Origin of the sequence: Rhizobium sp. AAP43 (genome assembly GCF_001296045.1) — a bacterium.
GTDB lineage: Bacteria > Pseudomonadota > Alphaproteobacteria > Rhizobiales > Rhizobiaceae > Allorhizobium.
On the sequence record NZ_LJHS01000002.1, the window covers coordinates 242,140 to 265,361 of the forward strand.

The window sequence follows — 23,222 nt, forward strand, 5'->3', positions numbered from 1 at the left end:
CTGGACCGCGCGCTGTCGGGACAATCTCGCTTGTGCATCGATCAGTGCTTTTGAATGGTGTCTTCGAGCTCTTCTTGCTAGCGTTCCCTGCCCCCGATCCATTCCGAGGATTTCATGCAGAAACGTGCTCTTGGCCGAACAGGCCTCTCTATCGCCCCCGTCGTCTTTGGCGGCAATGTCTTTGGCTGGACAGCGGATGAGAAGACATCCTTTGACCTGCTGGATCGCTTCTTCGACGCAGGCTTCAACACGATCGACACGGCGGATGTCTATTCCGCCTGGGTCGACGGCCATAAGGGCGGCGAGAGCGAGACGATCATCGGCAAGTGGCTGAAGCGCGGGGCTTTTGCGCGCGACAAGGCGATTATCGTGACCAAGGTCGGCTTCGACAACGATGGGACCAAGACTGGGCTTTCGGCCAAATGGATCGAGCAAGCCGTCGAAGGCTCGCTGAAGCGGCTCGGAACGGACTATATCGACCTCTATCTCGCCCATAAACCCGACATCGAAGTGCCGATCGAGGAGACGCTCGAGGCTTTTTCGCGGCTGAAGGACCAGGGCAAGATCCGCGCCATCGGCTGCTCAAACTATGAAGCCAGTGAACTTCAGGCCTCGCTTGATGCAGCAGCGCGGGACGGACTTCCGCGCTTCGACGTTCTGCAGCCGGAATACAATCTTTACACCCGCGAGCGGTTCGAAGGGCTGATCCGCGATCTCTGCCTTGCCGAAGACATTGGCGTCATCAGCTACTACGCGCTGGCCGCCGGCTTTCTCACCGGCAAGTATCGCGCCAAGGCCGATACCGAAGGCGCTGCCCGTTCCTACCGCGTCGGCGACTATCTCGACACACGCGGCCTCGCAATCCTCGGCGCCCTTGATCAGGTAGCCGCCGAAACCGGGACGAGTCCTGCAACAGTCGCCATCGCCTGGGTCGCGGCACGGCCGGGCATCACCGCACCGATCGCGTCTGCCACCAGCCTCGGCCAACTCGAGAGCCTGATCGCTGCCGGGCAACTGGTTCTGACGGATGCGCAACTCGCCCATCTCAATGACGTCGGAACCTGATGTTATGGCGCTTGTTATCCGCGATGCCATCGCCGCCGACGAGGCCAGCTGGCGTGGCCTCTGGAGCCAATATCTGACCTTCTACAAGGTGGAGCTTGCCGAGGACGTGACCGCCCATACCTGGGCCCGCATCCTTGATCCATCCTCGCGTGTTGCCATGCGGGTGGCGGAAGTCGACGGGGTACTGGCCGGTTTCGCCATACACCATTTCCACGATTCCACCTGGGTCAAGACGCCGGACTGCTATCTGGAGGACCTGTTCCTCGATGCGGCATTTCGTGGTCGCGGCATCGGCCGGGCGCTGATCGACGATCTCATCGCGTTGACAAAGGCAAAGGGCTGGTCACGGCTCTACTGGCATACCGACCGGGGCAATGAAACGGCGCGCAAGCTTTATGACACTTACGCTGTGGAAGACGGCCATGTCCGCTATCGGCTGAAGCTTGGTTGACCTCTCTCAGCCGCGCCAGTGGAAGAAATCGATGAAGGCGCGCAGCGCCGGGCGCATCTGGCGGTGCCTCGGATAGTAAATCGAGAACCCATCGAAGGGCGGGCACCAGTCTTCCAGCACCCGGATCAGACGGCCCTCTCCGATGTCCGTCTCAACCCGGGCGTCGAAGACGTAGGCAAGGCCAGCGCCGTCTATTGCGGCGCGGCGCATCAGGGTCTGGTCGGACAAAATGAGGCTTCCGCGCACATCGACGGAGATAGCGCGGCCATCCTTCTCGAACTCCCAGCGATAGATGAGGCCGCTTGAAAAGCGCCGGCGGATGCAGATGTGGCTTGAAAGGTCGCGCGGGTGAAGCGGCCTTGCATGCTCCTTGAAATAGCCGGGCGCTGCGACGACAGCACCGCGCCAAGGTCCACTCACCCTGACGGCGACCATGTCGGCCTCCAGATGTTCGCCGAGGCGCAGACCCGCGTCAAAGCCCTTCTCGACAATATCCTCGAAACGGTCGTCTGTGACGATCTCAAGCTCAATCTCGGGATAACGGCGGGAGAATTCGCCGAGGCGCGGCGCTATCACGTCTTGCGCCGCCAGGAGCGGCATAGTGATCCGCAAGGGACCGGCGGGATGGCCGCGTTCATCCGAAAGGGCTGTCAGCGCGGTCTCGATATCGGCAAGCGCTGGCCCCAAGATCGCGAGAAGCCGGCGTCCTTCCTCGGTCGGGGCGGCGCTGCGGGTGGTGCGCGCCATCAATCGAAAACCAACGCTCCGTTCCAGCGCCGAGATCGCATGACTGACCGCCGAGGGGGCAATGCCGAGTTCTGCGGCGGCTGCGCGAAAACTGCCGTGTTGAGCCACGGATGCCAGCACCGCCAGTTGCGAAAGTTGAGTTCGGTTCATTGTTCGAATTTATAGATCAACACATGACGATTTACACCCATTTTCAGCATTGAGACTGAACCCTACATTGCGCTTGTCTGCTGTGTCGGTTCGAGCCGGCATGGTACATTCACATTTCAGGTTCACGTCCCAAAGGAGGCTGTCATCATGCAGTCACGCCGTCTCGGTTCCCTCACCCCCTCCGCCATCGGCCTCGGCTGCATGGGCATGAGCCATGCCTATGGCACCAATCTGGAGGAGGCTTCCGCCCAGGCGCTTATCGACCGCGCAGTCGAACTCGGCGTTACCTTCTTCGACACGGCCGAGGTATACGGTCCCTTCACCAATGAAGAACTGGTGGGCAAAACGCTCGGGCGGCACCGCGACAAGGTGCTGATCGCCACCAAGTTCGGCTTCACCATCGGCGATGCGGAAAAGGCGGGACGCCCTTCCGGGCTCGACAGCCGGCCGGAGCATGTCCGCGCCGTCGCAGAAGCGTCCCTGAAGCGGCTTGGCATCGATACGATTGATCTTTTCTACCAGCACCGCGTCGATCCTGATGTGCCGATCGAGGAGACGGTTGGGGCGATGGCAGACCTGGTGAAAGAGGGGAAGGTGAAGGCCCTGGGCTTGTCCGAAGCCAGTGCTGCAACTTTGCGTCGGGCCCATGCGACCCATCCGATTGCTGCCATCCAGAGCGAATACTCGCTGTGGACCCGCGACCCGGAAACGAACGGCGTTTTCGAGACCTGCCGCGAGCTAGGTATCGGCTTCGTTCCTTTCTCTCCGCTGGGGCGGGGCATGCTGACCGGCGCCTTGAAAGATCTGTCCAAGCTCGGTGCAAACGACTTCCGCCGGGGCCTGCCGCGTTTCGACCAGGAGAATTTCGACGCCAATCTGGCGCTGGTCACCGCTCTGGAAGCCATGGCCGCCGACAAGGGCGTCACAGCCGGACAGCTGGCACTGGCCTGGGTTCTGGCCCAGGGCGATTTCATCGTGCCGATCCCCGGCACCACCAAGATCGCCAATCTGGAAAGCAATGTCGCGGCGACCGCGATCACGCTCACACCTGACGAACTGACGGCGCTCGGCTCGATTGTCGCGCCCGAAAAGGTGGCCGGTGCTCGCTACAACGAAGCGATGTCGAAGATGGCTGGTCGGTAACGATCAGCCGCTGCCCGTCACGCTGCGGCGATAGGCAGACGGCGTCGTCCCGGTCACGGCCTTGAACATCCGTGTCAGATGGCTCTGGCTGCTGAAGCCGCAGATCGCGGCGATCTGAGCGATCGGTTCGCCGTCGGCCAGCATCTGCCGTGCGCGGTCGATGCGCCGGTGAAGGATGAAGCCGTGGGGTGAAACCCCACAGCTGATCCGGAACATCCGCTGCAGATGGAATTCGCTCAGATCTGCGATCCTCGCCAGATCCTGCAAGCTGATCGAGCTGTCGAGGTTGGCCTCGATATGGTCGATCAGCCGGCGGCGCATCACCGGTGCCAGTCCGCCGCGCAACGTGACCCGCTTTTCGCCGCCATAGCGCGGATCGCCGAAGAGATCGCCGACCACCGATACCAGCGCCTGCTCGGCCAGGAGCCTCTCGCCTGTGCGCGTCGCCCGCGCCAGCTGGCCCAGCGCGCCTGCGAGATGCGGTGCCTCGTCGAAGGTGGCCTCCGGGATCACCATCAGCCGCGCATCGCGATCAAAGGTCTCGGCAAACAACCGGCGCAATTCCTCGTCCGAGACATAGAGGTGGATGAATTCGAACCGGTCGGTGATTTCCCATTGCGAGGACGCACCCTGCGGCATGACGCAGAGCGCGCCGGGCCAGCCATGGATCGAGCCTGCATCCAGACGCCGCGTCCCGTCGCCGCCCTCCAGATAGCAGCTGAAGGTGTGGCCATCATTGCGCTCGTAGCTCATCCGATCATGGCTGTTGCGCCACAGGGCACTTGCCCGCCCCTGCCCCAGGTCGAGCGCATCCAGCCGCTCGGCGCGGGGCGAGGCGGATAGCGAACTGAAGACGGAAGAGGCGTGCAGCATTCGAAGGCCCAGATGATCAGAGGCACACTCTAGCGCAACCGCGCCTCGGCGGCACGGTCAAATCGGGTGTTTGCTCTCGCCTGGTCTATGTTCACCGCAAGATCGTGCAAGAACTCCGAAGTGTCGCGGCGCTAGGTGTCGTCCATCACCAAGGGACGCTCATGACCAACTTCCTGCTGTTTTCCTCCACCGTGCTGATCTGGGGCACGACCTGGATTGCCATTGCCCTGCAGATCGGTCCGGTGCCGGTTCTGGTCTCGGTGTTTTACCGCTTTGCCACCGCGGCGTTGATCTTTCTTGTCGTGCTCGTTGTCATGGGTCGCCTGAAGGTGCCGCCGCTGCGCCAGCAACCCTTCATCCTTGCCCAGGCGCTCTGCCTGTTCTGCTGCAACTTTCTCTGCTTCTATCACGCCGCAAGCTACGTCCCCTCCGGCCTGATCTCGGTCGTCTTCTCGCTGGCGACGATCTACAATGCCGTCAATGCCCGGATTTTCTTTGGCGACAGGATCAGCCCGCGCACGCTTCTGGCTGCTGCGCTCGGCGCCACCGGGCTGGTGCTGCTGTTCGGCATGGATATTCTGGTCAGCATGAATCCCGACAGTTGGAAGGGCATCGGCTTGTCTGCCCTCGGCACGCTTTTCTTCTCGCTTGGCAATATGGCGTCCCGGCGCAACAGCGCGGATGGCGTCCCGCCAATCACGGCCAATGCCTGGGGCATGAGCTACGGCGCTCTGACCCTGTTCGCCCTGATCCTCGGAACCGGAACTCCGATCGTAGCACCGCCGACCGCCACCTATCTCGCCGCCATGCTGTACCTCGCCGCCATCGGCTCCGTCGTCGGCTTCACCACCTATCTGATGATGGTCTCCCGCATGGGCTCACAAAAAGCCGCCTATGCGACCGTCCTCTTTCCCGTCGTGGCGCTTACGCTGTCGAGCCTGTTCGAGGATTATCACTGGACGCCACTCGGCGTGCTTGGCCTGATGCTGACGCTGGCCGGCAATGCTGTGATGTTTGCAAGGCTGCCGATGCGCCGTCCCGTGCTTGCCGCGGAAGCGGTCGATCTCAAGGGCTGATGGCGCGGGTCCCGACCCGGGAACGGCATGAGGGTGCCATTCTCCGGGAGCGGGCAGATTTCACGCGTCAGCCGGCGCAATCTGCGCTAAGAGAGGCCTCAACGCCTTGTCCAAAAAACTGAAAGCGCCCATGGCCCCACGTCTTCTTCCCGTGATCCGCCCTTGACCGGCCTTACCGACACCAAAGCACTTGAGCGGCTCGGTTTTTCCGCCTTCTTCACCGATCAGGTGACAGCGGAAGAAGCTGACCTTCTGGTTCGCCGCATTTCGTCCGTGCACCGTGACCGCCTCGACGCGATCGATCGCAGCGGTCCAGTTGCGATCGAGCTTCCGCCCAACAGTAATACGGCAGACTATGCCGTGGGCGACTGGGTCCTGGCCTCGCCCCATACCGGCCTTGTGGTGCGCCGGCTCGATCGCCAGACCGTGCTGCAAAGACGCACCGAAGGCGCCTTCGGCCAACAGCTGGCTGCCGCCAATGTCGATACGCTGTTCATCGTTACCTCCTGCAACGCGGACTTCAACGCCTCGCGGCTCGAGCGCTATCTGATCATGGCAAACGAGGCCGGCACGCGCCCGGTGATCGTGTTGACCAAGGCCGACATCGTGGATGATGCGTCCGTCTTTGCCGATGAGGCGAAGGCGCTGCAGCGCGACCTTCCTGTTGTCATCGTCAATGCCCGCACGCCCGAGGCCTTGGAACCTTTGAAGCCCTGGTGCGGGCCTGGCCAGACCGTTGCCTTGGTTGGTTCGTCCGGCGTTGGGAAATCGACGCTGGTCAACACGCTGGCCGGTCCGGATTCCGAAACCTCGCAGAAAACAGGTGCGATCCGCGAACACGATGCCAAGGGCCGTCACACCACGACGGCGCGCTCCCTGCACGTCGTCGCAGGCGGTGGCTGGGTGATCGACACACCGGGTATTCGCACGCTCTATGTCAGCGACGTGACCGACGGGATCGACACCCTTTTTGCCGAAATCACCGACCTTGCGCCGGATTGCAAATTCCGCGATTGCTCGCATTCCCACGAAAAAGGCTGCGCCGTGCAGGCCGCGATCAAGGATGGTTCGCTTGATCCGGCGCGCCTCGATCGCTGGCGCCAGTTACAGGCGGAGAACCGGGAACGCACGCCCGTCTACACAGGGCCGAAGGGCAACAAGACGCTGCGCAAGAAGAAGTATTGAGTTTTCGCCTCAGGCACCCCACATAGGGGTTCTGGACGACGCCCTTCGCACGCGTCGCGCTGGCTCCGCACTGCCGAGCCGCTTTTCCCCCGTTCAACGCGATATCACTGGCTTCGGCGTCCTGCCGGAGCGTTTTCGGATTGGAGACCATCATGGCAGACGACAAGAACACAGCCGTCCCGGCCCAGGCTTACGAAGCCATTCCCTTCGCCAAGAAGCATCGCATCTCGGTCGAAGACGCCAAGGAGATCCTGGCCAAGCATGGCACGGACCGCAAGTCCGCCGACAAGGAAGGCCGTCGCGTCAGCCTTTAAGGCCTGATGTGATAAGCCGCCTTCCGGTCCTTGGCCCTGAAGGATTACCAAGCCAGATCAAAAAAGCCCTTTCTCCGGAATAAGGAGAAAGGGCTTTTTCTCGTTTAGCATGGGCTGCCTGTCGCAACCGATCAGGCGCGTAGCGCACCACCCGTCGACTTCTCGACATTGCCGACGATCTTCTTCGTCAGCGCGTCGAAATCCTCGTCGGTGAGGGTCTTGTCGGTCGGCTGGATCAAAACCTCGATCGCCACCGACTTCTTGCCTTCGCCAACGGATGCGCCTTCGAAGATATCGAAGACATTGACGCCCGTGATCAGCTTGCGGTCGGCGCTGGTCGCCGCCTTGATGATCGCGCCGGCTTCGACGGCCTTTTCGACAACGAAAGCGAAGTCGCGCTTCACCATCTGGAAGGGCGAAAGCTCCAGCGCTGGCTTGGTGCGGGTCGCCTTCTTCTTCGGCTCCGGCAGGGCATCGACATAGATCTCGAAGCCGCAGAGCGTGCCGGAGACATCGAGCGCTTCCAGCGTCTTCGGGTGGAATTCACCGAAGGTGCCGAGAATGACCTTAGGGCCGGCCTTGATCGTGCCGGAACGGCCGGGGTGATACCATTCGGGGCCACCCTGCTCGATCTGCACATTGCTCATTGGAATGCCGCAGGCTTCGAGCACGGCGAGCGCATCGGCCTTGGCATCGAAGACGTCAACCGGCTTGCCGCCGCCCTTGGCGCTGTTCGACCAGGAGCGACCGGCACCGGCCATCGAGGCCGTGCCGCGACGCACGCCGCCAGCCACGCGACGCTGCGTCTCGGGCGTATCGCCTTCATAGGTGCCGGAGACTTCAAAGATGGCCACATCGCCAAAGCCACGGTCGGCATTGCGCTGGGCAGCCGTCAGCAGGCCCGGCAGAAGCGAGGGACGCATGTCCGACATGTCGGCGGCGATCGGGTTGACGAGCTTCAATGCCGGCTTGCCGCCGCCAAAGAGCGCAGCCTGATCGGCCGGAATGAAGGACCAGGTCACTGCTTCCATCATGCCGCGCGACGCGAGCGCCCGGCGGGCCGAGCGTGTGCGGATCTGCAGCGTGGTCAGGATCTTGCCGTTCACCGAGCCGGTCGGCGGCAGCGGCTCCGGCTTGATGTTGTCGACGCCATGCATGCGCATGACCTCTTCGACGAGATCCGCCTTGCCGTCGACATCAGGGCGCCAGGAGGGAACGGAGACCTTGGCGGCCTTGTCGTCGCCCGAGAGGATCTCAAAACCGAGGCCGGTCAGGATCTGGCGGGATTCGTCGTTGGAGACGGTAAGGCCCGTCAGCCGCTTCACTTCCGCGAAGGGGAAGTCGACGACCTTCTTTTCGTGGCCCTTATAACCTTCGACCTTGGCCGCTGCAGCCGTGCCGCCGCACATTTCAAGAACCAGCTCGGTCGTGCGCTCCAGACCCGGGATCATGTATTCCGGGTCTACGCCACGCTCGAAGCGGTAGCGCGCATCGGTGATGATGCCATGGGCGCGGCCGGTCTTGGCGATGTTGATCGGATCCCACAGCGCCGACTCGATCAGCACGTTGACGGTGTTTTCGTCGCAGCCCGAATGTTCACCACCCATGATGCCGCCGATCGATTCCGGACCGTTGTCGTCAGCGATGACGACGTTGTTCGGGTTCAGCTTGTAGGTGCGGGTGTCGAGCGCGAGGATTTCCTCGCCCTCCTTCGCCCGGCGAACCACCAGCGCACCCTTGACCTTGTCGGCGTCGAAGACATGCATCGGACGGCCCTGGTCGAAGGTCATGTAGTTGGTCACGTCGACCAGCGCCGAGATCGGACGCAAGCCAATCGACAGCAGGCGCTGCTGCATCCACTTCGGGCTCGGACCGTTCTTCACGCCGCGCACCAGGCGATAGGCGAAACCGGGGCAGAGATGGTCTTCGAGCTCCAGCTTGACCTCGACCGGAGTGTCACCCTCGACCTTGAATGTCGGTGCCTTCGGCGCCTTGAGCGTGCCAAGACCGGAGGCTGCGAGATCGCGGGCGATGCCGAAGACCGACGTGCAGTCCGGACGGTTCGGTGTCAGGTTGATCTCGATGACCGGATCGTCGAGGCCGGCATAGGACGCGAAGGAGGTGCCAACCGGCGCATCCTCAGGCAGATCGATGATGCCGTTGTGGTCATCGGAGATGTTGAGCTCCTTTTCGGAGCACATCATGCCATGGCTTTCGACGCCACGGATCTTGCCGACGGAGAGCGTGACATCAATGCCCGGCACATAGGTGCCCGGCCGTGCCAAAGCGCCGATCATGCCGGCACGGGCATTCGGCGCACCGCAGACGATCTGCACCGGCTTGCCGTCACCTGCGTCGACGGTCAGGACCTTCAGGCGGTCGGCTTCCGGATGCTTCTCGGCCGTCAGGATCTTGGCGATGACGAAGGGTTTGTAGGCCGCCTTGTCGTCGACGTCCTCAACTTCGAGGCCGATCGCCGTCAGGCGCTCGCAGATTTCCTCGAGCGAGGCGTCAGTTTCCAGGTGATCCTTGAGCCAGGAGAGTGTGAATTTCATGTGTCTATCTCCTTAAACGCTCAGACCGCCAAACAGCGTCGGCACGTCGAGCGGGCGGAACCCATAGTGGCTCATCCAGCGCACATCGGCGTTGAAGAAGTCGCGCAGATCCGGCATGCCGTATTTCAGCATGGCGATGCGGTCGAGGCCCATGCCCCAGGCGAAGCCCTGATACTCGTCCGGATCGAGACCACCGGCGCGCAGCACATTCGGGTGCACCATTCCGCAGCCGAGGATTTCCATCCAGTCCTTGCCTTCGCCGAACTTGACGATCGGGCCCGAGGAGCGATCGCACTGGATGTCGACTTCGAAGCTCGGTTCCGTGAACGGGAAGAAGGACGGGCGGAAACGCATGGTGACGCTGTCGACCTCGAAGAAGGCCTTGCAGAATTCTTCGAGGATCCAGCGCATGTGGCCGACGTTTGCGGTCTTGTCGATGACGAGGCCTTCGACCTGATGGAACATCGGCGAATGGGTCGCGTCCGAGTCCTGGCGATAGGTCTTGCCCGGGATGACAATGCGGATCGGTGGCTTCTGCGCCTCCATGGTGCGGACCTGCACAGGCGAGGTGTGCGTACGCAGCACCTTGCGCTCACCATTCTCGTCCGGTGACAAGAAAAAGGTGTCGTGCATCTCGCGGGCCGGATGACCCTCGGGGAAGTTCAGTGCGGTGAAGTTATAATAGTCGGTCTCGATATCCGGGCCTTCAGCAATCGAGAAGCCCATGTCGGCGAAAATCGCGGTGATCTCATCGACGATCTGGCTGATCGGATGGATGCGCCCGCGCTCGGCCGGCGAGGAGCGCACGGGCAGCGACACGTCCAGCGTCTCGGCCTTCAGGCGCGCGTTGATCGCGGCATCCTTCAAGGCGCTCTTGCGCGCCGTGATCTCGTCGGTGACTTCGGTCTTCAGCGCGTTGATCGCTGCCCCCCGGGTCTGGCGCTCTTCCGGCGTCATCGAACCCAGCGTCTTCAGGAGTTCGGACACAGAACCCTTCTTGCCGAGGGCGGCCACACGCACGGCCTCGATTGCCGGCTCGTCGCCGGCTGCGGCGATCTCCGCCAGAAGCTGTACCTTCAATGCGTCTAGTTCAACCATCTTGTCCTGCCTTGGCGATGTTCGAGCCCTCTGCCGCACCCAGCGGAGCCCTTGTCAGAAATTCTGTTGCCATGATGAAGCGTCGCAGATCACTACCCATGTGAACGCGGCCGATCAACCGGGCGAGCGGCAAAATTCGGCCGATCACACGTGTCAGGCCGCGCAATTCGCGCAGGGCCGGTGCCGGCGCATGCTGCGACCACGCTTCTAGCGCCTGCGGGCATGTCCGGTGCGGCTCAATCGCCACAGAGGACACGACGAGGAAGTAGAGCAGCACGTCCCGCGCCTGCGCCATTGGAAGCGGCATGGCCGAGGCCGGGTCTTCTTCGAAATCCATGAAGCCGACCTCGCCGTCACGGAGGAAGAAATCGCGAACATGCGGACGGCCGTGACAAAGGCCATTGGCATGGACGCGGCCCAGCGCCTCCGCCGCCTGCACCAGCAACGCATCATGGGCCGCCGGATCCTCCTGTCGCAAGACCTTGAGCCGATGCGCGAGCGTCAAGCCCGCATCGTCCATCACCATGGCCGTTTTCGATGCATAAAGCACCGTCGGCACGGGAAAACCCTTGGCGGCGAAAGCCTTCATTCGTGCCATTTCCCGCGCCTGCATCGCCTCTGGTGCAAGCTGCGGCGAAGGACGAAGGTAGGGAATTCTCAAAAGGGCAGCGGCCAAGCCCTGCAGGGGAACGAGGACGGGCAGAACCTTGCTGCCCTGGCGCTTGATCCACAGGCGGCCGCGCGGAAGGTCAAGACATTGCACCCTGCCGTCACTTGAGACGAGGGCTCTCAGGACTTCAGCGATTTCGTCGTCGGTTAGCTCGGCGCCACTTGTCAGCGCACCAAAACTTTCACCCAGATAGGCCATCTCCAACCCCTGCCACCCTTGCGGCATAAGAAAAACCCGCGCTGGTTTCGCCAGCGCGGGTTTCCCAAAATAATCGATAAAGTTCGGGAAGCGCTGGCTTACTTGACCGCGCTTTCAAACTCGTTCGCAGTGCCGGCATCCTTGAGGTATGCGAGCGCCTTCTTGGCAGCTTCGACCAACTTGCCGAAAGCAGCCGCCTCATGGATGGCCATGTCGGACAGGACCTTGCGGTCGACTTCGATGCCAGCCTTGTTGAGGCCGTCGATGAAGCGGCCGTAGGTCAGGCCGTGTTCGCGAACAGCAGCGTTGATACGCTGAATCCACAGAGCGCGGAAGTTGCGCTTGTTGACCTTGCGGTCGCGGTAAGCGAACTGCTTGGAACGATCGACGGCAGCCTTTGCGGCCCGGATCGTGTTCTTGCGGCGGCCGTAGAAGCCCTTGGCTGCCTTGAATACCTTGTTGTGCTTGGCGCGGGAAGTTACGCCACGTTTTACGCGTGCCATGTCATGATCTCCTTAATTGTCCAACAGCGAATGGGTCTCAGAGACCGTTCGGCAGGTAGTTCTTGATGACCTTCTTGCCGTCAGCTTCAGCCAGAACCATCGTACCGCGTGCGTTGCGAATGAACTTGTTGGAACGCTTGATCATGCCGTGGCGCTTACCAGCGCCGGCCGCGAGGACCTTGCCGGTTGCGGTGATCTTGAACCGCTTTTTGGCGGAGGATTTCGTCTTCATCTTGGGCATTTTGCTACTCCATTGTTCTTGTATCGAAACAGGCTGACGAATGCCCGTTTTCAAGCATAAAGAACGGCCACGGCATGCCCTGCCGGACCGTTCGGACGGGGGCTTATAACCGCGAAGCCCATAAAGCGCAACGGGTCACACGCCTGAATCTTGAGCTTTGGCCTTCAGGTGCGGGCCGGAAGCGTCAGAGATATGCGCAATCCACCGATCGGCGCCCTCAGAATTGCGATCTGCCCGCCATAGGCGGCGAGAATTTCGGCGGTGATGGCAAGGCCAAGCCCCGTCCCTTCACCCTCTTCCAGATGAACCCCTCGCGTGACGATTCCGGCCAAGGCAGCCTCATCCACACCTGGTCCGTCATCATCGATATCGAACCGAACCGTATCACCCGTTTCAGCCTGGCGCGTCGCCTTGATGGCGATCAGCGAGTTTGCGAAGCGCGTGGCATTGTCGAGAACATTGCCCAGAGCCTCAGCAAGATCGGCCGGATCCATTTCCACCATCAGCCCTTCATCGATCGAAACACTCCAGGCAATGCCGCGCGGAACCGTGACCGGCTGCAGGACGGAGACGAGCTTTCCGGTCAGCAGAGCGAGATCGGTCTGGGTCATCTGCTCCACGCCGAGACGCGCCGACTGCAATTGGCGATCCGCCCGCTGGCGGATCAATTCCACCTGCTGGCGCACCAGCAGGCGGTCGCGGTCGGAAAAATTGTCAGCGAGCTGTGAGAGCACGGTCAGGGGCGTTTTCAGGCCATGGGCAAGGTCACTGGCGCGCGCCCGGGCCCTTGCAATCGCCGTCTCGCGATCCTTGAGCAGATGATTGAGTTCTCCAACCAGCGGCATCAATTCGCTCGGCCCCTCGCCCGTTACCTGGTCGGCAAGGCCGGAGCGAACGCGGGCGACGGCGCTTTGCAGCCTCCACAGCGGCGCCAGCCCGACCGCCACCTGAAGGACCGCTGCACAGATCAGAACGCACGCGGTCAGAACCAGCATGGCCCAGAGCGAGCCATGATAGTCGGCGAGCGCCTGATCGATCATCTTCCGATCGAAGCCTGCCAGAATGGTGAAGGTGAGCGGTCCACTGCTCGTTTCGAGGACGACCTCCCGCTCCTCCACCAGAACTGCGTCGCCATCCGGCCCCACCGCCTCGCAGAAGCCGTAGGGACCCGGCGGGATATCACCAGCAGGCAATTCGATATCCCACAGCGATCGCGACTGCAGCACCTCTCCGCTTGCCGGTCTGACTTGCCAGTAGAGACCGCTGCCGGGCAGATCGAAACGCGGATCACTCGGCTCGGCCGATAGCGAAAGGCCGTTTTTCCCGACCTCCAGGCTCGCCGCCAACTGATCGATGATCGCCGACATGTCGGCGCGGTAACGATCGGCGACATAGCTGGAAAAGACACGACTGAGCCCAAAGCCAACCAGCAGAAGCGCAAAGGCAACCGCAAGGACCGCCGCGACCAGCAGGCGCAGGCGCAGCGATCGGATCATGCTCCCTCACCGATCAAGGTATATCCGAACCCCCGGCGTGTCGCGATGGCGCCGGGATGCGTCTTGCGGCGGATCCTGGCGATCATCGCCTCCACGGCATTGCGGGCCGCATCATCGTCACGGCCCTGGACCTGACGTGCAATCTCCAGCGGATCGAAGACGCGGCTTGGTTCGGCAATCAGCAGCGCCAGCAGGCGGTATTCAAGCGGCGTCAGTTCGATCGGCCGGCTCTCGAAGGTGACACGCCGGGCGGCGTCATCGAGCACAAAGGCTCCGGCCGTTACAGTTGCCTTTGCCCGGCCACCGGCACGGCGCAGCAAGGCCTTGAGCCGGGCGATCAGCTCTTCACTGCGGAACGGCTTGGGCAAATAATCGTCGGCCCCGGCCTCGAAGCCGTCCACCCGCTCCATCCAGGAGCCTCGCGCCGTCAGAACGAGCACCGGCGTTTCCACACCTGATGCCCGCCAGCGTTTCAGGATCGATAGGCCATCCATGCCCGGCAGCCCGAGATCGAGAACGATCGCCGCGTAGTCGCCGGTCTCGCCTTCCGCCCAGACTTCCGGGCCTGTTTTGACATGCTGAACGAAGTAACCCTCCGCCTCCAGCTTGCCCCGGGTGTGATCGGCGATGGTCTGGTCATCTTCGGCAAGCAGAAGGCGCATGCGTCACCATCCGAACAGATTGAGTTTCCGCCCCGTCGAAGCATCGAGCTTGATGGTTTTGACACGCGGACCGTTTTGCATCTTGAAGGTATAGTAGGGCTTTGCGGACTTTAAATTCAAGTCGACGGAGATCACCCTTCCGGAGTCGATCGCCTCGACCTTTTTCAGGATCTCGCGAAGCGGGAGGATACGACCGTTCTCGACGGCTTCGCGCAGCCGCTGGCGGTCCTTCCCGCTGCCGGAGCGACCAGACGAACCGCTGCCATTGCCGCTGCTGTCGTCCTCGTCGTCATCCTCCGCGTCGTCGTCGCTGTCATCATCCCCGTCATCGCTGCCACTGCTGTCACCCCCGTCGTCACCATCATCATCATCGTCGTCGTTGGAACTGCCGGAGTTGTCGCTATCTTTGCCGCTGTCGCTGTCGTTGTCGTCGTCTTCTCCATCTTTCGCCATGGCGACAGGCACGCTGCCCGGTCCGGCCAGGCAGGTCGCGCTCAACAGCAGCACTAGGAAAAGACGACGGTCCATATTCACTCTTCAACACCACAAGACACATTAGCGCGCGTTGGTTGCGCCGCCAACTCAGAAAGAGCATCCCCGCCCGGCGGAGCCGGACGGGGGCGGAACGACGGGGGGCACCCGCGGCGGATCGGGTTCGCCGTCCCGGTAAAGGGTCAGGGAGCGGGAATGACCGTCACCCCTGTCAGGGTGCCCTTCGGCGCGCGCAACTTGATTTCCTTCTGGCCATGCTCTTCCTCAACTTCGAAGCCGAGGCGCTTGCCATTCTGGTCCACGGGAATCATCGAGCCGCTCAAAAGCCCCTGCAGCTGTCCTTCGTTGACGATCAGACGGATTTCGTCGCGATCACCGCCACGGCCGCGGCCCTTGCGATCGTCGCTATCATCATAGGCGTCGTCATAGTCATCATCGGAATCGTCCGAGCTATCATCGTCGTCGTCATCATCCGAGCTATCGTCGTCATCGTCGTCGTCGGAATCGCGGCCCGAGCTGTCATCGTCATCATCGTCGCTATCGTCGTCGCTGCTGTCGTGACCGCCGCCGCCGCCACTACCACCACCGCTGTCATCGTCACCGTCATCACCGTCGTCATCGCCGCCACGGGCTTGCGCCTGCTGATCGACATAAGCCGACAGCGATCCAGGCAACATGTCGCCGGCAACCGGAACAAGGGTAAGGGCTATCAGGGCGGTGCTCGATACGAGCAAGGCGCGTCTCAATGCTGTCGTCATGGTGCAGATCCTCCAGGTCTCTTGGTGAAGTCCTTCCGTGAAGTCCTTCGATGGAGTGATCATGCCTCAAAGCCCCTGACAGACCAGCTTTGGCGGCAGTCAGCATTCTGTCAGCAAAAACGGGAATCGCGGGCATGAAAAAGCCGCCTCGAAGGCGGCTTGATCGGGACCGGACTGAAACAGTCGGTTCAGCGGGGTGCAAGCACCATCATCATCTGACGGCCTTCGAGCTTGGGCTCGGCTTCCACCTTGGCAATGGTCAGGGTGTCTTCCTTGACCTGAAGCAGAAGCTTCATACCGAGTTCCTGGTGCGCCATTTCGCGGCCACGGAACTTCAGGGTCACCTTGACCTTGTCACCTTCTTCAAAGAAGCGGTTCATCGCCTTCATCTTCACCTCATAATCATGGGTGTCGATGTTCGGGCGCATCTTGATTTCCTTGACCTCGACGATCTTCTGCTTCTTGCGTGCTTCAGCCGCCTTCTTCTGGTTGGCGTATTTCAGCTTGCCGAGATCGAGGATCTTGCAGACCGGAGGCTCCGCATTCGGAGAAATCTCGACCAGATCCAGGCCGGCCTCTTCCGCCATGCGCAGTGCCTGATCCGTCGGCACGACACCGAGGTTCAAGCCCTCTTCATTGATCAGCTGGACTTTCGGAATGCGGATTTCTCGGTTGGAGCGCGGCCCGTCCTTCACGGGGGCATCGGTCTTGAACGGTCTGCGAATGGTCGTGGTCTCCTTAAAAATTACCAGAATGCCGCCGGATAGCCCGCGCGCACGCACGTTTCATGGCTATGTGATATCTGCAGCGATAGTGTCAATAGCACGCTTCCGAAAGAAAATCACCTGTTGTCCGCGTCCTGGCGAATGTGTTTTACAACCGGCGACACAAAGGAGCGAAAGATGAGCCACAGCGCGAACATCCTGGCCGAGACGACGATCACTGTCGGCGCAGCAGAAGAAGCCCGCGATATTGCCACGATCACGCGGATCGGCAACGCGGACAAGCCGGCCCTCGTCTGGCTCGGCGGCTACCGATCCGACATGTCGGGCACGAAAGCGATCGAGATGGATGCGCTGGCCGGCGAACAGGGATTGTCCGCCATCCGCTTCGATTATTCTGGCCATGGCGTCTCCGGCGGCGAGTTTGTCAAGGGCACGATCTCGCGCTGGACTGAAGAAGCCATCGCCGTGATTTCCGCCTCCGGTCAGAAAAGCGTCGTGCTCGTCGGCTCGTCGATGGGCGGATGGATCGCACTGCGCGTCATCCAGGAGGCCCGTCGTCGCGCGCTCGGCTTCAGCGTCACAGGCCTTGTCCTGATTGCTCCAGCCCCTGATTTCACCAGTGATCTCATCGAGCCGCATCTGACAGAGGCCGAGCGGCAATCGCTGACCGACCGGGGCTATTTTGAAGAGCCGTCCGAATACAGTTCCGAGCCGAACATCTTCACCCGGGCACTGATCGAGGATGGTCGGCAGAACAGGGTCTTGACCGACCTCATCGAGACGGGCTGCCCAGTGCATATCCTTCAGGGCATGAAGGATCCTGACGTGCCGCATAGCCATGCGTTGAAGCTGATGGAGTTCCTTCCGCTCGATAACGTGGTGCTGACCCTGATCCGCGATGGCGACCATCGCCTGTCACGGCCGGAAGATATTGACCGCATGCGGGCCGCAATTCTGTCACTGATTTAGGTCTCCGGCCACCTAAACCCTAAGAATGTCAGGGTTTTCCCGTCAGGTTGAGAGGCGAACCACAGGCCCCTCGTTAGAAGTGTCGCATTTTAACCATACTGCGGGAATTGCAGCGGTGAGACTCATTGCTGCCGTTGACTTGCATCGCCTGTCCACCTTAACGTTTTGTTAAGGATACGAGGGGACAGGTTCATGAAGAACGGGTCACGCGCCATCATGGCGCTCGTGGTTGCCGCTGCGGTTTTGGCTCCAGCCAGTGCTGGCTTTTCCGCATCGAGTGCACCGCTGTCGATGATCACGGGCCACGTGACATCGCAGCCGATTGGTCACTACGAGTTCTGCCAGTCCTATCAGGACGAGTGCGCCATCCGCACCCGTTCCAGCATGCCACCCAAGGTCACCGAGCATGGCTGGAAGATGCTTCACCGGATCAACAACGAGGTCAACAGCAGCATCATCCCGATGACTGATCTCGAAATCCACGGCAAGGAAGAGTTCTGGACCTACCCCGTGCTGGCCGGTGACTGCGAAGATTTCGCGCTTCTCAAGCGCAAGAAGCTGGTCGAGGCCGGTTTCTCTCTTGCCGATCTCTTGATCACCGTTGTTCGCAAGCCCGATGGCGAAGGCCATGCCGTGCTGACCGTTCGCACGCAGTCCGGTGACTTCGTGCTCGACAACCTGAACGACGACGTGAAGCTGTGGACCGAAACGCGCTACACTTTCCTCAAGCGTCAGTCGAGCACCGATACTGGTCGCTGGGTGACCATCGAGAACGGCAGCTCCGACGTTCTGGTCGGCGCTCTGCGCTGACAGGCGCCGCTCATCTCACCTTGCGGCCGGCTTTGCCACGGCCGCAAGGGTGGCAATTGCGCCCAAAGAAACGCAAGCAGCCACGAGGATGCAGGCAATGGCTGCGACCGCGCCCGAGACCTCATTCAACCAGATCACCGTGACAGGCGCGACGGCGGATAAAACGATGCGCGCCGAGGCGAGGATGCCGGTCCGCCGTCCATAACCGGCCGCGCCGAAGTAGTGCAGCGGCAGCACGCCGCGCGCAATTGACGTCAGCCCCTGGCCGGCGCCGTAAAACAGCGCAAAGGACAGGGCGAAGGCAGACAATGGCCCCATCAGCGCGCCGCCGAGCAGAAGCGTCAAGCCCAATGCCATGGCAGCTGCCGCAACGACGGCGGTGACAGGCGGCGAGAAGAGGTTTCGGCGGACATAGCCGAGCAGGCGCGCGGCGACCTGGCTCGGGCCGATCAGGCTTCCCGCCAGCGTGGCCACCGTCGCCTCGTAGCCGAGACTGTCGAGCAGCACCAAAAGGGTTGCCCCAACGGCCGAGACCACGAAGCCCCCGGCGGCAAACGCGACCGCCATCAGAACCATCGCCTGCCGGCCATTGTCGGGCACGCTGTCAGCGACGGCTTCCACTTGACCGGATACGTCCTGGCGGTCGGTTCGCCTCTGCGGCAATGCGAGATGGATCGGCAGCGCGATTGCCACATTCATCACCGCCAGCGCGAAATAGATCTCGCGCCAGGTGATCTGCGTCAGCAGCCATTGCAAGAGCGGCCAATAGATGGTGGAGGCAAAGCCCGCGATCAGGGTGACGAGGGTGATGTGCGCGCGCGCCTCTCGTCCGTGGATCTGGGCAAGGGCGGCAAACCCGGCCTCGTACTGAACGGCAAGCGCAATGCATTCGGCCGCCACGGCCAGAACCATGAAGTGGCCGGCATTCTGCATCAACCCCAGAAGGGTCAGCACCGCCGCCGCCGCCAAGGATCCGAGACTCAGCACGATCCGCGCACCGACATGATCGACCAGCCTGCCAAGCGGCGATGCAACGACAGCGCCTGCCAGCAGGCCGGCGGAAAAGATGCCAAAGACAAAGCTCTCGCCCCAGCCAAATTCCCGGGCAATTTCCGGGGCGAGCACAGAGAAGGAGTAATAGAGCGTCCCATAACCGATGGTCATGGTGACGCCGAGGCCGATGGTCGAGGGGGAAAACTTCATGCTCCCCCTCTATGCGGTTCAGATTGCAGCTTCGTGAAGCCTGCATGAGCAGATCATGCCTGCGCACCCGCAAACAGAAACGGCGCTGCGCTAACCCTGCCCGATCAGCACACCCGCCGCCAGCACCAGCGAACCGCCGAGCACCACCTGCATAGCCGCCCGCCAGAAGGGCGTCTCCATGTAACGGTTCTGGATGAAGGCAATTGCCCAGAGCTCGAAGAAGACGATGATCGCCGCAGTGATCGTCGCCGTCCAGAAATGCGGGATCAGGTAGGGCAGCGCGTGGCCGAGACCGCCGAGCGCCGTCATGATGCCGGAGGCCAGGCCCCGCTTGACGGGAGAACCGCGTCCCGACAGCTTGCCATCGTCATGGGCGGCTTCAGTAAAGCCCATGGAAATGCCGGCACCGACGGAAGCGGACACGCCGATCAGAAAGGTCGACCAGGTGTCGCCGGTGGCAAAGGCAGCCGCAAAGATCGGGGCGAGCGTCGAAACCGAGCCGTCCATCAGACCCGCCAGACCGGGCTGGACATAGGTCAGGATGAACTGCCGTCTGACGCCCTCATCCTCTTCGGACTTCGCATCCTCGGACAGGTGTTTTTCGGTCACCATACCCGCGACCTGCTCATGGCCCTGTTCGGCCAGAGCCAGATCTCCGAGCAGCTTGCGAATGCCGGCATCCGAGGTTCGCTGGGCGGCCGCGATATAGAAGCGATAGGCGCCCTGCTCCATCGCTTCGGCTTCCGTCCGGATTTGGTCGAGTGTCAGGTTCTTGCGCAGCCAATCCGGCTTGCGCTCGTAGAATCCGCGCACATGTTCGCGACGGATCAGCGGGATGCGTTCGCCGAAATGCTCACGGTGCATGTCGATCAGCATGTTGCGATGGGCATGCTCGACCTCCGCCATATCCTCGAAGACCTTGGCCGATTGCGGCGCCGTTGAGCGCAACTGGTCGGCATAGGCGAGATAGATGCGCGCATCATCCTCTTCGGAGGAGATGGCGAGACCCAGCATTTCCTGCTCGCTGAGGCTGTCGAAGTCGCGCTTGGCGCCAGAAAGGGAAAGACCGAACATCCACAAATATCCAATTTAGAATTATTCTAAAGATAGATCCGATTGCGGTTTGGATCAAGATGCCGCATGGACCATTTGCGACAGAGGCGGCATGAGACGTTTGCCCAGCGTTCACGAGGCGATTTGACATGACAACGGAAATGACCGGCCGCGCTGCCCATCGGGCGGAGATTACCGCACGTGCCGCTGCGGACATGGCCGCCATGGGGGTCGACCCCGCATTTATCGACCTGTTGGTTGAGACCTTTTACGGGCATATCCGCCAGCATGCCTCGCTTGGCCCGGTTTTTGAGGGGCGCCTTGCGGGCCGCTGGCCAGATCACATGGTCAAGATGAAGGCCTTCTGGGGCTCTGTCGCCTTCAAGACCGGCGCTTATGGCGGCAAACCGGTTCAGGCGCATCATGGCGTGGACGGCATGGCGGAAGGGCTCTTCCTGGAGTGGTTGCAACTCTTTTCCGACACCTTGTCGGAGGTCGGTGCAAGCGAGGCGGCGCATGCCTGGTTCCTGACCAGCGCCGAGCGCATTGCCAAAAGTCTCGTTCTCGCCCTCTTCTACAATCCCGCCCTGGATGATCCCTCCTTGAAGAGCAGCCGGTAAGCATCGTTGCGCAGCAAGCTTCCCCAGCGCAACAAATCGCAAGTGAAAACGTCTTTTCGGACAACAAAAAACAAGCCAAGCGGCCTTGCGCTCCAAGGCGCGTGTCTTTAGACCCGCCGGCGGGAGCGGGGGAGATTATGTCACGACAGATCAAGGCAAGAACATCATGAATCGCCGTCAATTCTTCCAGAAAGCCGGGATTGCCGGCGTCGGAGCCGCTGCGCTCGCAGCCCCTGCCATCGCCCAGGAAAATCCCAAGATCACCTGGCGCCTCGCCTCGTCCTTCCCGAAGAGCCTCGATATCATCTTCGGGGCTGCGACCGATATTGCCGAAAGCGTGTCCAAGGCAACCGGTGGCCAATTCGAAATCCAGGTCTATGCCGCCGGCGAAATTGTACCGCCGCTGCAGGTCGCGGACGCGGTCGGCGAAAACACGATCGAAATGGGACATACCTGCTCATACTACTATATCGGCAAGGACCCGGCGTTTGCGCTCGGCACGGCCGTTCCCTTTGGCCTCAATGCCCGTATGACCAACTCCTGGCTGACCGCCGCTGGCGGCAATGATCTGCTCAACGAATTCCTCGCAGGCCACAAGCTGTATGCGCTGCCGGCCGGCAATACCGGTGCCCAGATGGGCGGCTGGTATCGCAAGGAAATCAAGACGATCGACGACCTCAAGGGCCTGAAGATGCGCATCGCGGGCCTGGCCGGCGAAATCATGCAGAAGGTCGGCGTCACGCCGCAGCAGATCGCAGGTTCGGACGTCTATCCGGCGCTGGAAAAGGGCACAATCGACGCCACCGAATTCGTCGGCCCCTATGACGACCTGAAGCTCGGCTTCTACAAGGTCGCGCCGTACTACTACTACCCGGCATGGTGGGAAGGCGGTCCGGTCGTGCATGCCTTCTTCAACCTGGAAAAATTCAACTCGCTGCCGGAGAGCTACAGGCGCATCCTGACCGATGCCTGTGCTGCGGCCAACGCCCGCATGCTCGCCCGCTACGACGCCTCGAACGCGGCTGCCCTTCGCGAACTCGTTGCCGGTGGCGCACAGCTGCGCGCCTTCTCCTCCGACATCCTCGACGTCTGCCACAAGGCCGCGAAGGAGACCTATGCGGATCTCTCGGCAAAGAACGAGTGGTTCAAGAAGCTCTATGACAGCCAGCAGGCTTTCAAGCAGGACGCCTATCTCTGGTCCCAGGTCGCCGAATACAGCTTCGATACCTATCAGATGATCCAGCAGCGTCAGGGCACGCTCTGACGTCTTTGCCATAACGCGACGCCAGCGACGCCCCGGCCAAAGGTCGGGGCGTTTTCGTTCGTTACACTATCTGTACTGGACGTCCACGGTCACAGCGGCGCATGATGGAGGCTGGAGACCATCATGGTGAGTGACGGGTACAATCAGTTCTGTCCGGTGGCCAAGGCCTGCGAGGTGCTGGAACCCCGCTGGACCCTGCTGCTGCTTTCGGAAATGTGGTCCGGTTCGACCCGGTTCAACGAGATCCGTCGCGGCGTGCCTGGTATGTCGCCGACATTGATGTCGAAGCGACTGCGCGAAATGGAGCATCGCGGCCTTGTGGTTCGCCTGAAGCATCCCGAGACGGGCGAGATCAATTACCGAACCACCGCGGTGGCGGACGAGCTGGAGCCGATCGTGCGGGCGCTCGGCCAATGGGCGCATCGCAACATCGATGCGGACGTGACGCTGGAAAAGCTCGATGCCCGCCTGTTGATGTGGAACATGCGCCGGAAGATCAATCCGGCATCCCTGCCCGCTTCGCGTCGCAGCGTCATCTGCTTCATCTATCCGGAACTGCCGCGCGACGAGCAGAGCTACTGGCTCTTGTGCAAGCCGGGCAATCCCGTCGATCTCTGCTCCTCCGATCCCGGACACGACGTCGATCTCTTCGTGACAGCCGATCTCAAGGCTCTGACATCCGCATGGATCGGGCTTTCGAGCCTCGGCGCCGAAATCGCGCGCAACAAGATCACCCTGGTTGGCGATCCGTCGATGGCAGCCACGATCGGCTCCTGGATGGTGCGCAGCTCTTATGCCACAGCACCGCTCTGACGGTCCTTTTTCTGTACCGGCAGCACTACAGTTCCTACACTGGCGCCGGATAGACCCAGCCGCAACACTCCTCCTTCCAACAGAAGGA

At 61.6% G+C, this 23,222-nt stretch carries 25 protein-coding genes; 11 read left to right on the plus strand and 14 right to left on the minus strand.

What is annotated here, in order from left to right:
- The first annotated feature begins 114 nt into the window (after positions 1-114).
- Both IP76_RS01265 and IP76_RS01270 read left to right on the plus strand, forming a co-directional pair.
- Positions 115-1,065 (plus strand): aldo/keto reductase, encoded by a 951-nt coding sequence (locus tag IP76_RS01265; protein ID WP_054156349.1) that lies wholly within the window; start codon positions 115-117, stop codon positions 1,063-1,065.
- A 4-nt stretch (positions 1,066-1,069) separates the two neighbouring features.
- Positions 1,070-1,516 (plus strand): GNAT family N-acetyltransferase, encoded by a 447-nt coding sequence (locus IP76_RS01270; protein WP_054156350.1) that lies wholly within the window; start codon positions 1,070-1,072, stop codon positions 1,514-1,516.
- Between the two features lie 6 nt (positions 1,517-1,522).
- Here the strand turns inward: IP76_RS01270 and IP76_RS01275 are convergent, their stop codons facing one another.
- Positions 1,523-2,413, minus strand: a complete 891-nt coding sequence (locus IP76_RS01275; protein ID WP_054156351.1) for a LysR family transcriptional regulator — start codon at positions 2,411-2,413, stop codon at positions 1,523-1,525.
- A 147-nt stretch (positions 2,414-2,560) separates the two neighbouring features.
- Between IP76_RS01275 and IP76_RS01280 the strand changes: the two genes are divergently transcribed.
- Positions 2,561-3,556: an aldo/keto reductase gene (locus IP76_RS01280; RefSeq protein WP_054156352.1), complete on the plus strand. Its 996-nt coding sequence runs from the start codon at positions 2,561-2,563 to the stop codon at positions 3,554-3,556.
- 3 nt (positions 3,557-3,559) lie between these two features.
- Here IP76_RS01280 and IP76_RS01285 read toward each other — a convergent pair whose 3' ends face one another.
- Entirely contained in the window at positions 3,560-4,309 is a 750-nt protein-coding gene (locus IP76_RS01285; protein ID WP_054156437.1) for an AraC family transcriptional regulator, read from the minus strand.
- A 281-nt stretch (positions 4,310-4,590) separates the two neighbouring features.
- Between IP76_RS01285 and IP76_RS01290 the strand changes: the two genes are divergently transcribed.
- The 3 genes from IP76_RS01290 (at position 4,591) to IP76_RS23230 (ending at position 7,004) form a co-directional block, all read left to right on the plus strand.
- Positions 4,591-5,505, plus strand: coding sequence for a DMT family transporter (locus IP76_RS01290; protein ID WP_054156353.1), 915 nt, complete (start codon positions 4,591-4,593; stop codon positions 5,503-5,505).
- Positions 5,506-5,667: 162 nt separating this feature from the next.
- A complete protein-coding gene (gene rsgA / locus IP76_RS01295) occupies positions 5,668-6,690 on the plus strand; it encodes a ribosome small subunit-dependent GTPase A (RefSeq protein ID WP_054156354.1) in 1,023 nt (340 codons plus the stop codon).
- Positions 6,691-6,842: 152 nt separating this feature from the next.
- On the plus strand, positions 6,843-7,004 hold the full coding sequence (locus IP76_RS23230) for a hypothetical protein (RefSeq protein ID WP_197278291.1): 162 nt from the start codon (positions 6,843-6,845) through the stop codon (positions 7,002-7,004).
- A gap of 131 nt (positions 7,005-7,135) precedes the next feature.
- Here the strand turns inward: IP76_RS23230 and pheT are convergent, their stop codons facing one another.
- The 10 genes from pheT to infC form a co-directional block, all read right to left on the minus strand.
- Positions 7,136-9,559, minus strand: a complete 2,424-nt coding sequence (gene pheT / locus IP76_RS01300) for a phenylalanine--tRNA ligase subunit beta (protein WP_054156355.1) — start codon at positions 9,557-9,559, stop codon at positions 7,136-7,138.
- Between the two features lie 12 nt (positions 9,560-9,571).
- Positions 9,572-10,657, minus strand: coding sequence for a phenylalanine--tRNA ligase subunit alpha (gene pheS, locus IP76_RS01305; protein ID WP_054156356.1), 1,086 nt, complete (start codon positions 10,655-10,657; stop codon positions 9,572-9,574).
- Complete coding sequence (locus IP76_RS01310) at positions 10,650-11,525, minus strand: RIO1 family regulatory kinase/ATPase (RefSeq protein WP_054156357.1); 876 nt, start codon at positions 11,523-11,525, stop codon at positions 10,650-10,652. The genes pheS and IP76_RS01310 overlap by 8 nt, the downstream gene beginning before the upstream one ends.
- Before the next feature lie 98 nt (positions 11,526-11,623).
- Positions 11,624-12,028, minus strand: coding sequence for a 50S ribosomal protein L20 (rplT, locus tag IP76_RS01315; RefSeq protein WP_054156358.1), 405 nt, complete (start codon positions 12,026-12,028; stop codon positions 11,624-11,626).
- A 37-nt stretch (positions 12,029-12,065) separates the two neighbouring features.
- Positions 12,066-12,269, minus strand: a complete 204-nt coding sequence (rpmI, locus tag IP76_RS01320; protein WP_054156359.1) for a 50S ribosomal protein L35 — start codon at positions 12,267-12,269, stop codon at positions 12,066-12,068.
- Between the two features lie 164 nt (positions 12,270-12,433).
- Entirely contained in the window at positions 12,434-13,765 is a 1,332-nt protein-coding gene (locus IP76_RS01325) for a sensor histidine kinase KdpD (protein ID WP_054156360.1), read from the minus strand.
- Positions 13,762-14,427, minus strand: a complete 666-nt coding sequence (locus tag IP76_RS01330; RefSeq protein WP_054156361.1) for a response regulator transcription factor — start codon at positions 14,425-14,427, stop codon at positions 13,762-13,764. The genes IP76_RS01325 and IP76_RS01330 overlap by 4 nt, the downstream gene beginning before the upstream one ends.
- A 3-nt stretch (positions 14,428-14,430) precedes the next feature.
- Positions 14,431-14,955 carry a PepSY domain-containing protein gene (locus IP76_RS01335; RefSeq protein ID WP_054156362.1) on the minus strand — a complete coding sequence of 175 codons (525 nt, stop codon included), beginning with the start codon at positions 14,953-14,955 and terminating at the stop codon, positions 14,431-14,433.
- A gap of 146 nt (positions 14,956-15,101) precedes the next feature.
- A complete protein-coding gene (locus IP76_RS23010; RefSeq protein WP_054156363.1) occupies positions 15,102-15,677 on the minus strand; it encodes a hypothetical protein in 576 nt (191 codons plus the stop codon).
- Positions 15,678-15,865: 188 nt separating this feature from the next.
- A complete protein-coding gene (infC, locus tag IP76_RS01345; RefSeq protein ID WP_156318440.1) occupies positions 15,866-16,402 on the minus strand; it encodes a translation initiation factor IF-3 in 537 nt (178 codons plus the stop codon).
- A 177-nt stretch (positions 16,403-16,579) separates the two neighbouring features.
- Between infC and IP76_RS01350 the strand changes: the two genes are divergently transcribed.
- Both IP76_RS01350 and IP76_RS01355 read left to right on the plus strand, forming a co-directional pair.
- On the plus strand, positions 16,580-17,371 hold the full coding sequence (locus IP76_RS01350) for a carboxylesterase (protein ID WP_054156439.1): 792 nt from the start codon (positions 16,580-16,582) through the stop codon (positions 17,369-17,371).
- 192 nt (positions 17,372-17,563) lie between these two features.
- The gene (locus IP76_RS01355) at positions 17,564-18,181 is read left to right on the plus strand and encodes a transglutaminase-like cysteine peptidase (protein WP_054156364.1); all 618 of its coding nucleotides are present in this window, start codon (positions 17,564-17,566) and stop codon (positions 18,179-18,181) included.
- Positions 18,182-18,196: 15 nt separating this feature from the next.
- Here IP76_RS01355 and IP76_RS01360 read toward each other — a convergent pair whose 3' ends face one another.
- Both IP76_RS01360 and mbfA read right to left on the minus strand, forming a co-directional pair.
- Positions 18,197-19,384 (minus strand): MFS transporter, encoded by a 1,188-nt coding sequence (locus tag IP76_RS01360; protein ID WP_054156365.1) that lies wholly within the window; start codon positions 19,382-19,384, stop codon positions 18,197-18,199.
- Positions 19,385-19,474: 90 nt separating this feature from the next.
- Entirely contained in the window at positions 19,475-20,458 is a 984-nt protein-coding gene (gene mbfA / locus IP76_RS01365; RefSeq protein ID WP_054156366.1) for an iron exporter MbfA, read from the minus strand.
- A gap of 128 nt (positions 20,459-20,586) precedes the next feature.
- Between mbfA and IP76_RS01370 the strand changes: the two genes are divergently transcribed.
- From IP76_RS01370 to IP76_RS01380, 3 genes are all read left to right on the plus strand, one after another.
- Positions 20,587-21,057: a group III truncated hemoglobin gene (locus tag IP76_RS01370; protein ID WP_054156367.1), complete on the plus strand. Its 471-nt coding sequence runs from the start codon at positions 20,587-20,589 to the stop codon at positions 21,055-21,057.
- Positions 21,058-21,223: 166 nt separating this feature from the next.
- A complete protein-coding gene (locus IP76_RS01375) occupies positions 21,224-22,321 on the plus strand; it encodes a TRAP transporter substrate-binding protein (RefSeq protein ID WP_054156368.1) in 1,098 nt (365 codons plus the stop codon).
- Positions 22,322-22,444: 123 nt separating this feature from the next.
- The gene (locus IP76_RS01380) at positions 22,445-23,134 is read left to right on the plus strand and encodes a helix-turn-helix domain-containing protein (protein ID WP_054156369.1); all 690 of its coding nucleotides are present in this window, start codon (positions 22,445-22,447) and stop codon (positions 23,132-23,134) included.
- Positions 23,135-23,222: the final 88 nt, after the last annotated feature.

What these genes read in the sequence shown, in the direction of transcription:
- IP76_RS01265 (WP_054156349.1), top strand. Translation starts at nt 115, where the DNA reads ATGCAGAAACGTGCTCTTGGCCGAACAGGCCTCTCTATCGCCCCCGTC.
- IP76_RS01270 (WP_054156350.1), top strand. Translation starts at nt 1,070, where the DNA reads ATGGCGCTTGTTATCCGCGATGCCATCGCCGCCGACGAGGCCAGCTGG.
- IP76_RS01275 (WP_054156351.1), bottom strand. Translation starts at nt 2,413, where the DNA reads ATGAACCGAACTCAACTTTCGCAACTGGCGGTGCTGGCATCCGTGGCT.
- IP76_RS01280 (WP_054156352.1), top strand. Translation starts at nt 2,561, where the DNA reads ATGCAGTCACGCCGTCTCGGTTCCCTCACCCCCTCCGCCATCGGCCTC.
- IP76_RS01285 (WP_054156437.1), bottom strand. Translation starts at nt 4,309, where the DNA reads ATGAGCTACGAGCGCAATGATGGCCACACCTTCAGCTGCTATCTGGAG.
- IP76_RS01290 (WP_054156353.1), top strand. Translation starts at nt 4,591, where the DNA reads ATGACCAACTTCCTGCTGTTTTCCTCCACCGTGCTGATCTGGGGCACG.
- IP76_RS23230 (WP_197278291.1), top strand. Translation starts at nt 6,843, where the DNA reads ATGGCAGACGACAAGAACACAGCCGTCCCGGCCCAGGCTTACGAAGCC.
- pheT (WP_054156355.1), bottom strand. Translation starts at nt 9,559, where the DNA reads ATGAAATTCACACTCTCCTGGCTCAAGGATCACCTGGAAACTGACGCC.
- pheS (WP_054156356.1), bottom strand. Translation starts at nt 10,657, where the DNA reads ATGGTTGAACTAGACGCATTGAAGGTACAGCTTCTGGCGGAGATCGCC.
- IP76_RS01310 (WP_054156357.1), bottom strand. Translation starts at nt 11,525, where the DNA reads ATGGCCTATCTGGGTGAAAGTTTTGGTGCGCTGACAAGTGGCGCCGAG.
- rplT (WP_054156358.1), bottom strand. Translation starts at nt 12,028, where the DNA reads ATGGCACGCGTAAAACGTGGCGTAACTTCCCGCGCCAAGCACAACAAG.
- rpmI (WP_054156359.1), bottom strand. Translation starts at nt 12,269, where the DNA reads ATGCCCAAGATGAAGACGAAATCCTCCGCCAAAAAGCGGTTCAAGATC.
- IP76_RS01325 (WP_054156360.1), bottom strand. Translation starts at nt 13,765, where the DNA reads ATGATCCGATCGCTGCGCCTGCGCCTGCTGGTCGCGGCGGTCCTTGCG.
- IP76_RS01330 (WP_054156361.1), bottom strand. Translation starts at nt 14,427, where the DNA reads ATGCGCCTTCTGCTTGCCGAAGATGACCAGACCATCGCCGATCACACC.
- IP76_RS01335 (WP_054156362.1), bottom strand. Translation starts at nt 14,955, where the DNA reads ATGGACCGTCGTCTTTTCCTAGTGCTGCTGTTGAGCGCGACCTGCCTG.
- IP76_RS23010 (WP_054156363.1), bottom strand. Translation starts at nt 15,677, where the DNA reads ATGACGACAGCATTGAGACGCGCCTTGCTCGTATCGAGCACCGCCCTG.
- IP76_RS01350 (WP_054156439.1), top strand. Translation starts at nt 16,580, where the DNA reads ATGAGCCACAGCGCGAACATCCTGGCCGAGACGACGATCACTGTCGGC.
- IP76_RS01355 (WP_054156364.1), top strand. Translation starts at nt 17,564, where the DNA reads ATGAAGAACGGGTCACGCGCCATCATGGCGCTCGTGGTTGCCGCTGCG.
- IP76_RS01360 (WP_054156365.1), bottom strand. Translation starts at nt 19,384, where the DNA reads ATGAAGTTTTCCCCCTCGACCATCGGCCTCGGCGTCACCATGACCATC.
- mbfA (WP_054156366.1), bottom strand. Translation starts at nt 20,458, where the DNA reads ATGTTCGGTCTTTCCCTTTCTGGCGCCAAGCGCGACTTCGACAGCCTC.
- IP76_RS01370 (WP_054156367.1), top strand. Translation starts at nt 20,587, where the DNA reads ATGACAACGGAAATGACCGGCCGCGCTGCCCATCGGGCGGAGATTACC.
- IP76_RS01375 (WP_054156368.1), top strand. Translation starts at nt 21,224, where the DNA reads ATGAATCGCCGTCAATTCTTCCAGAAAGCCGGGATTGCCGGCGTCGGA.
- IP76_RS01380 (WP_054156369.1), top strand. Translation starts at nt 22,445, where the DNA reads ATGGTGAGTGACGGGTACAATCAGTTCTGTCCGGTGGCCAAGGCCTGC.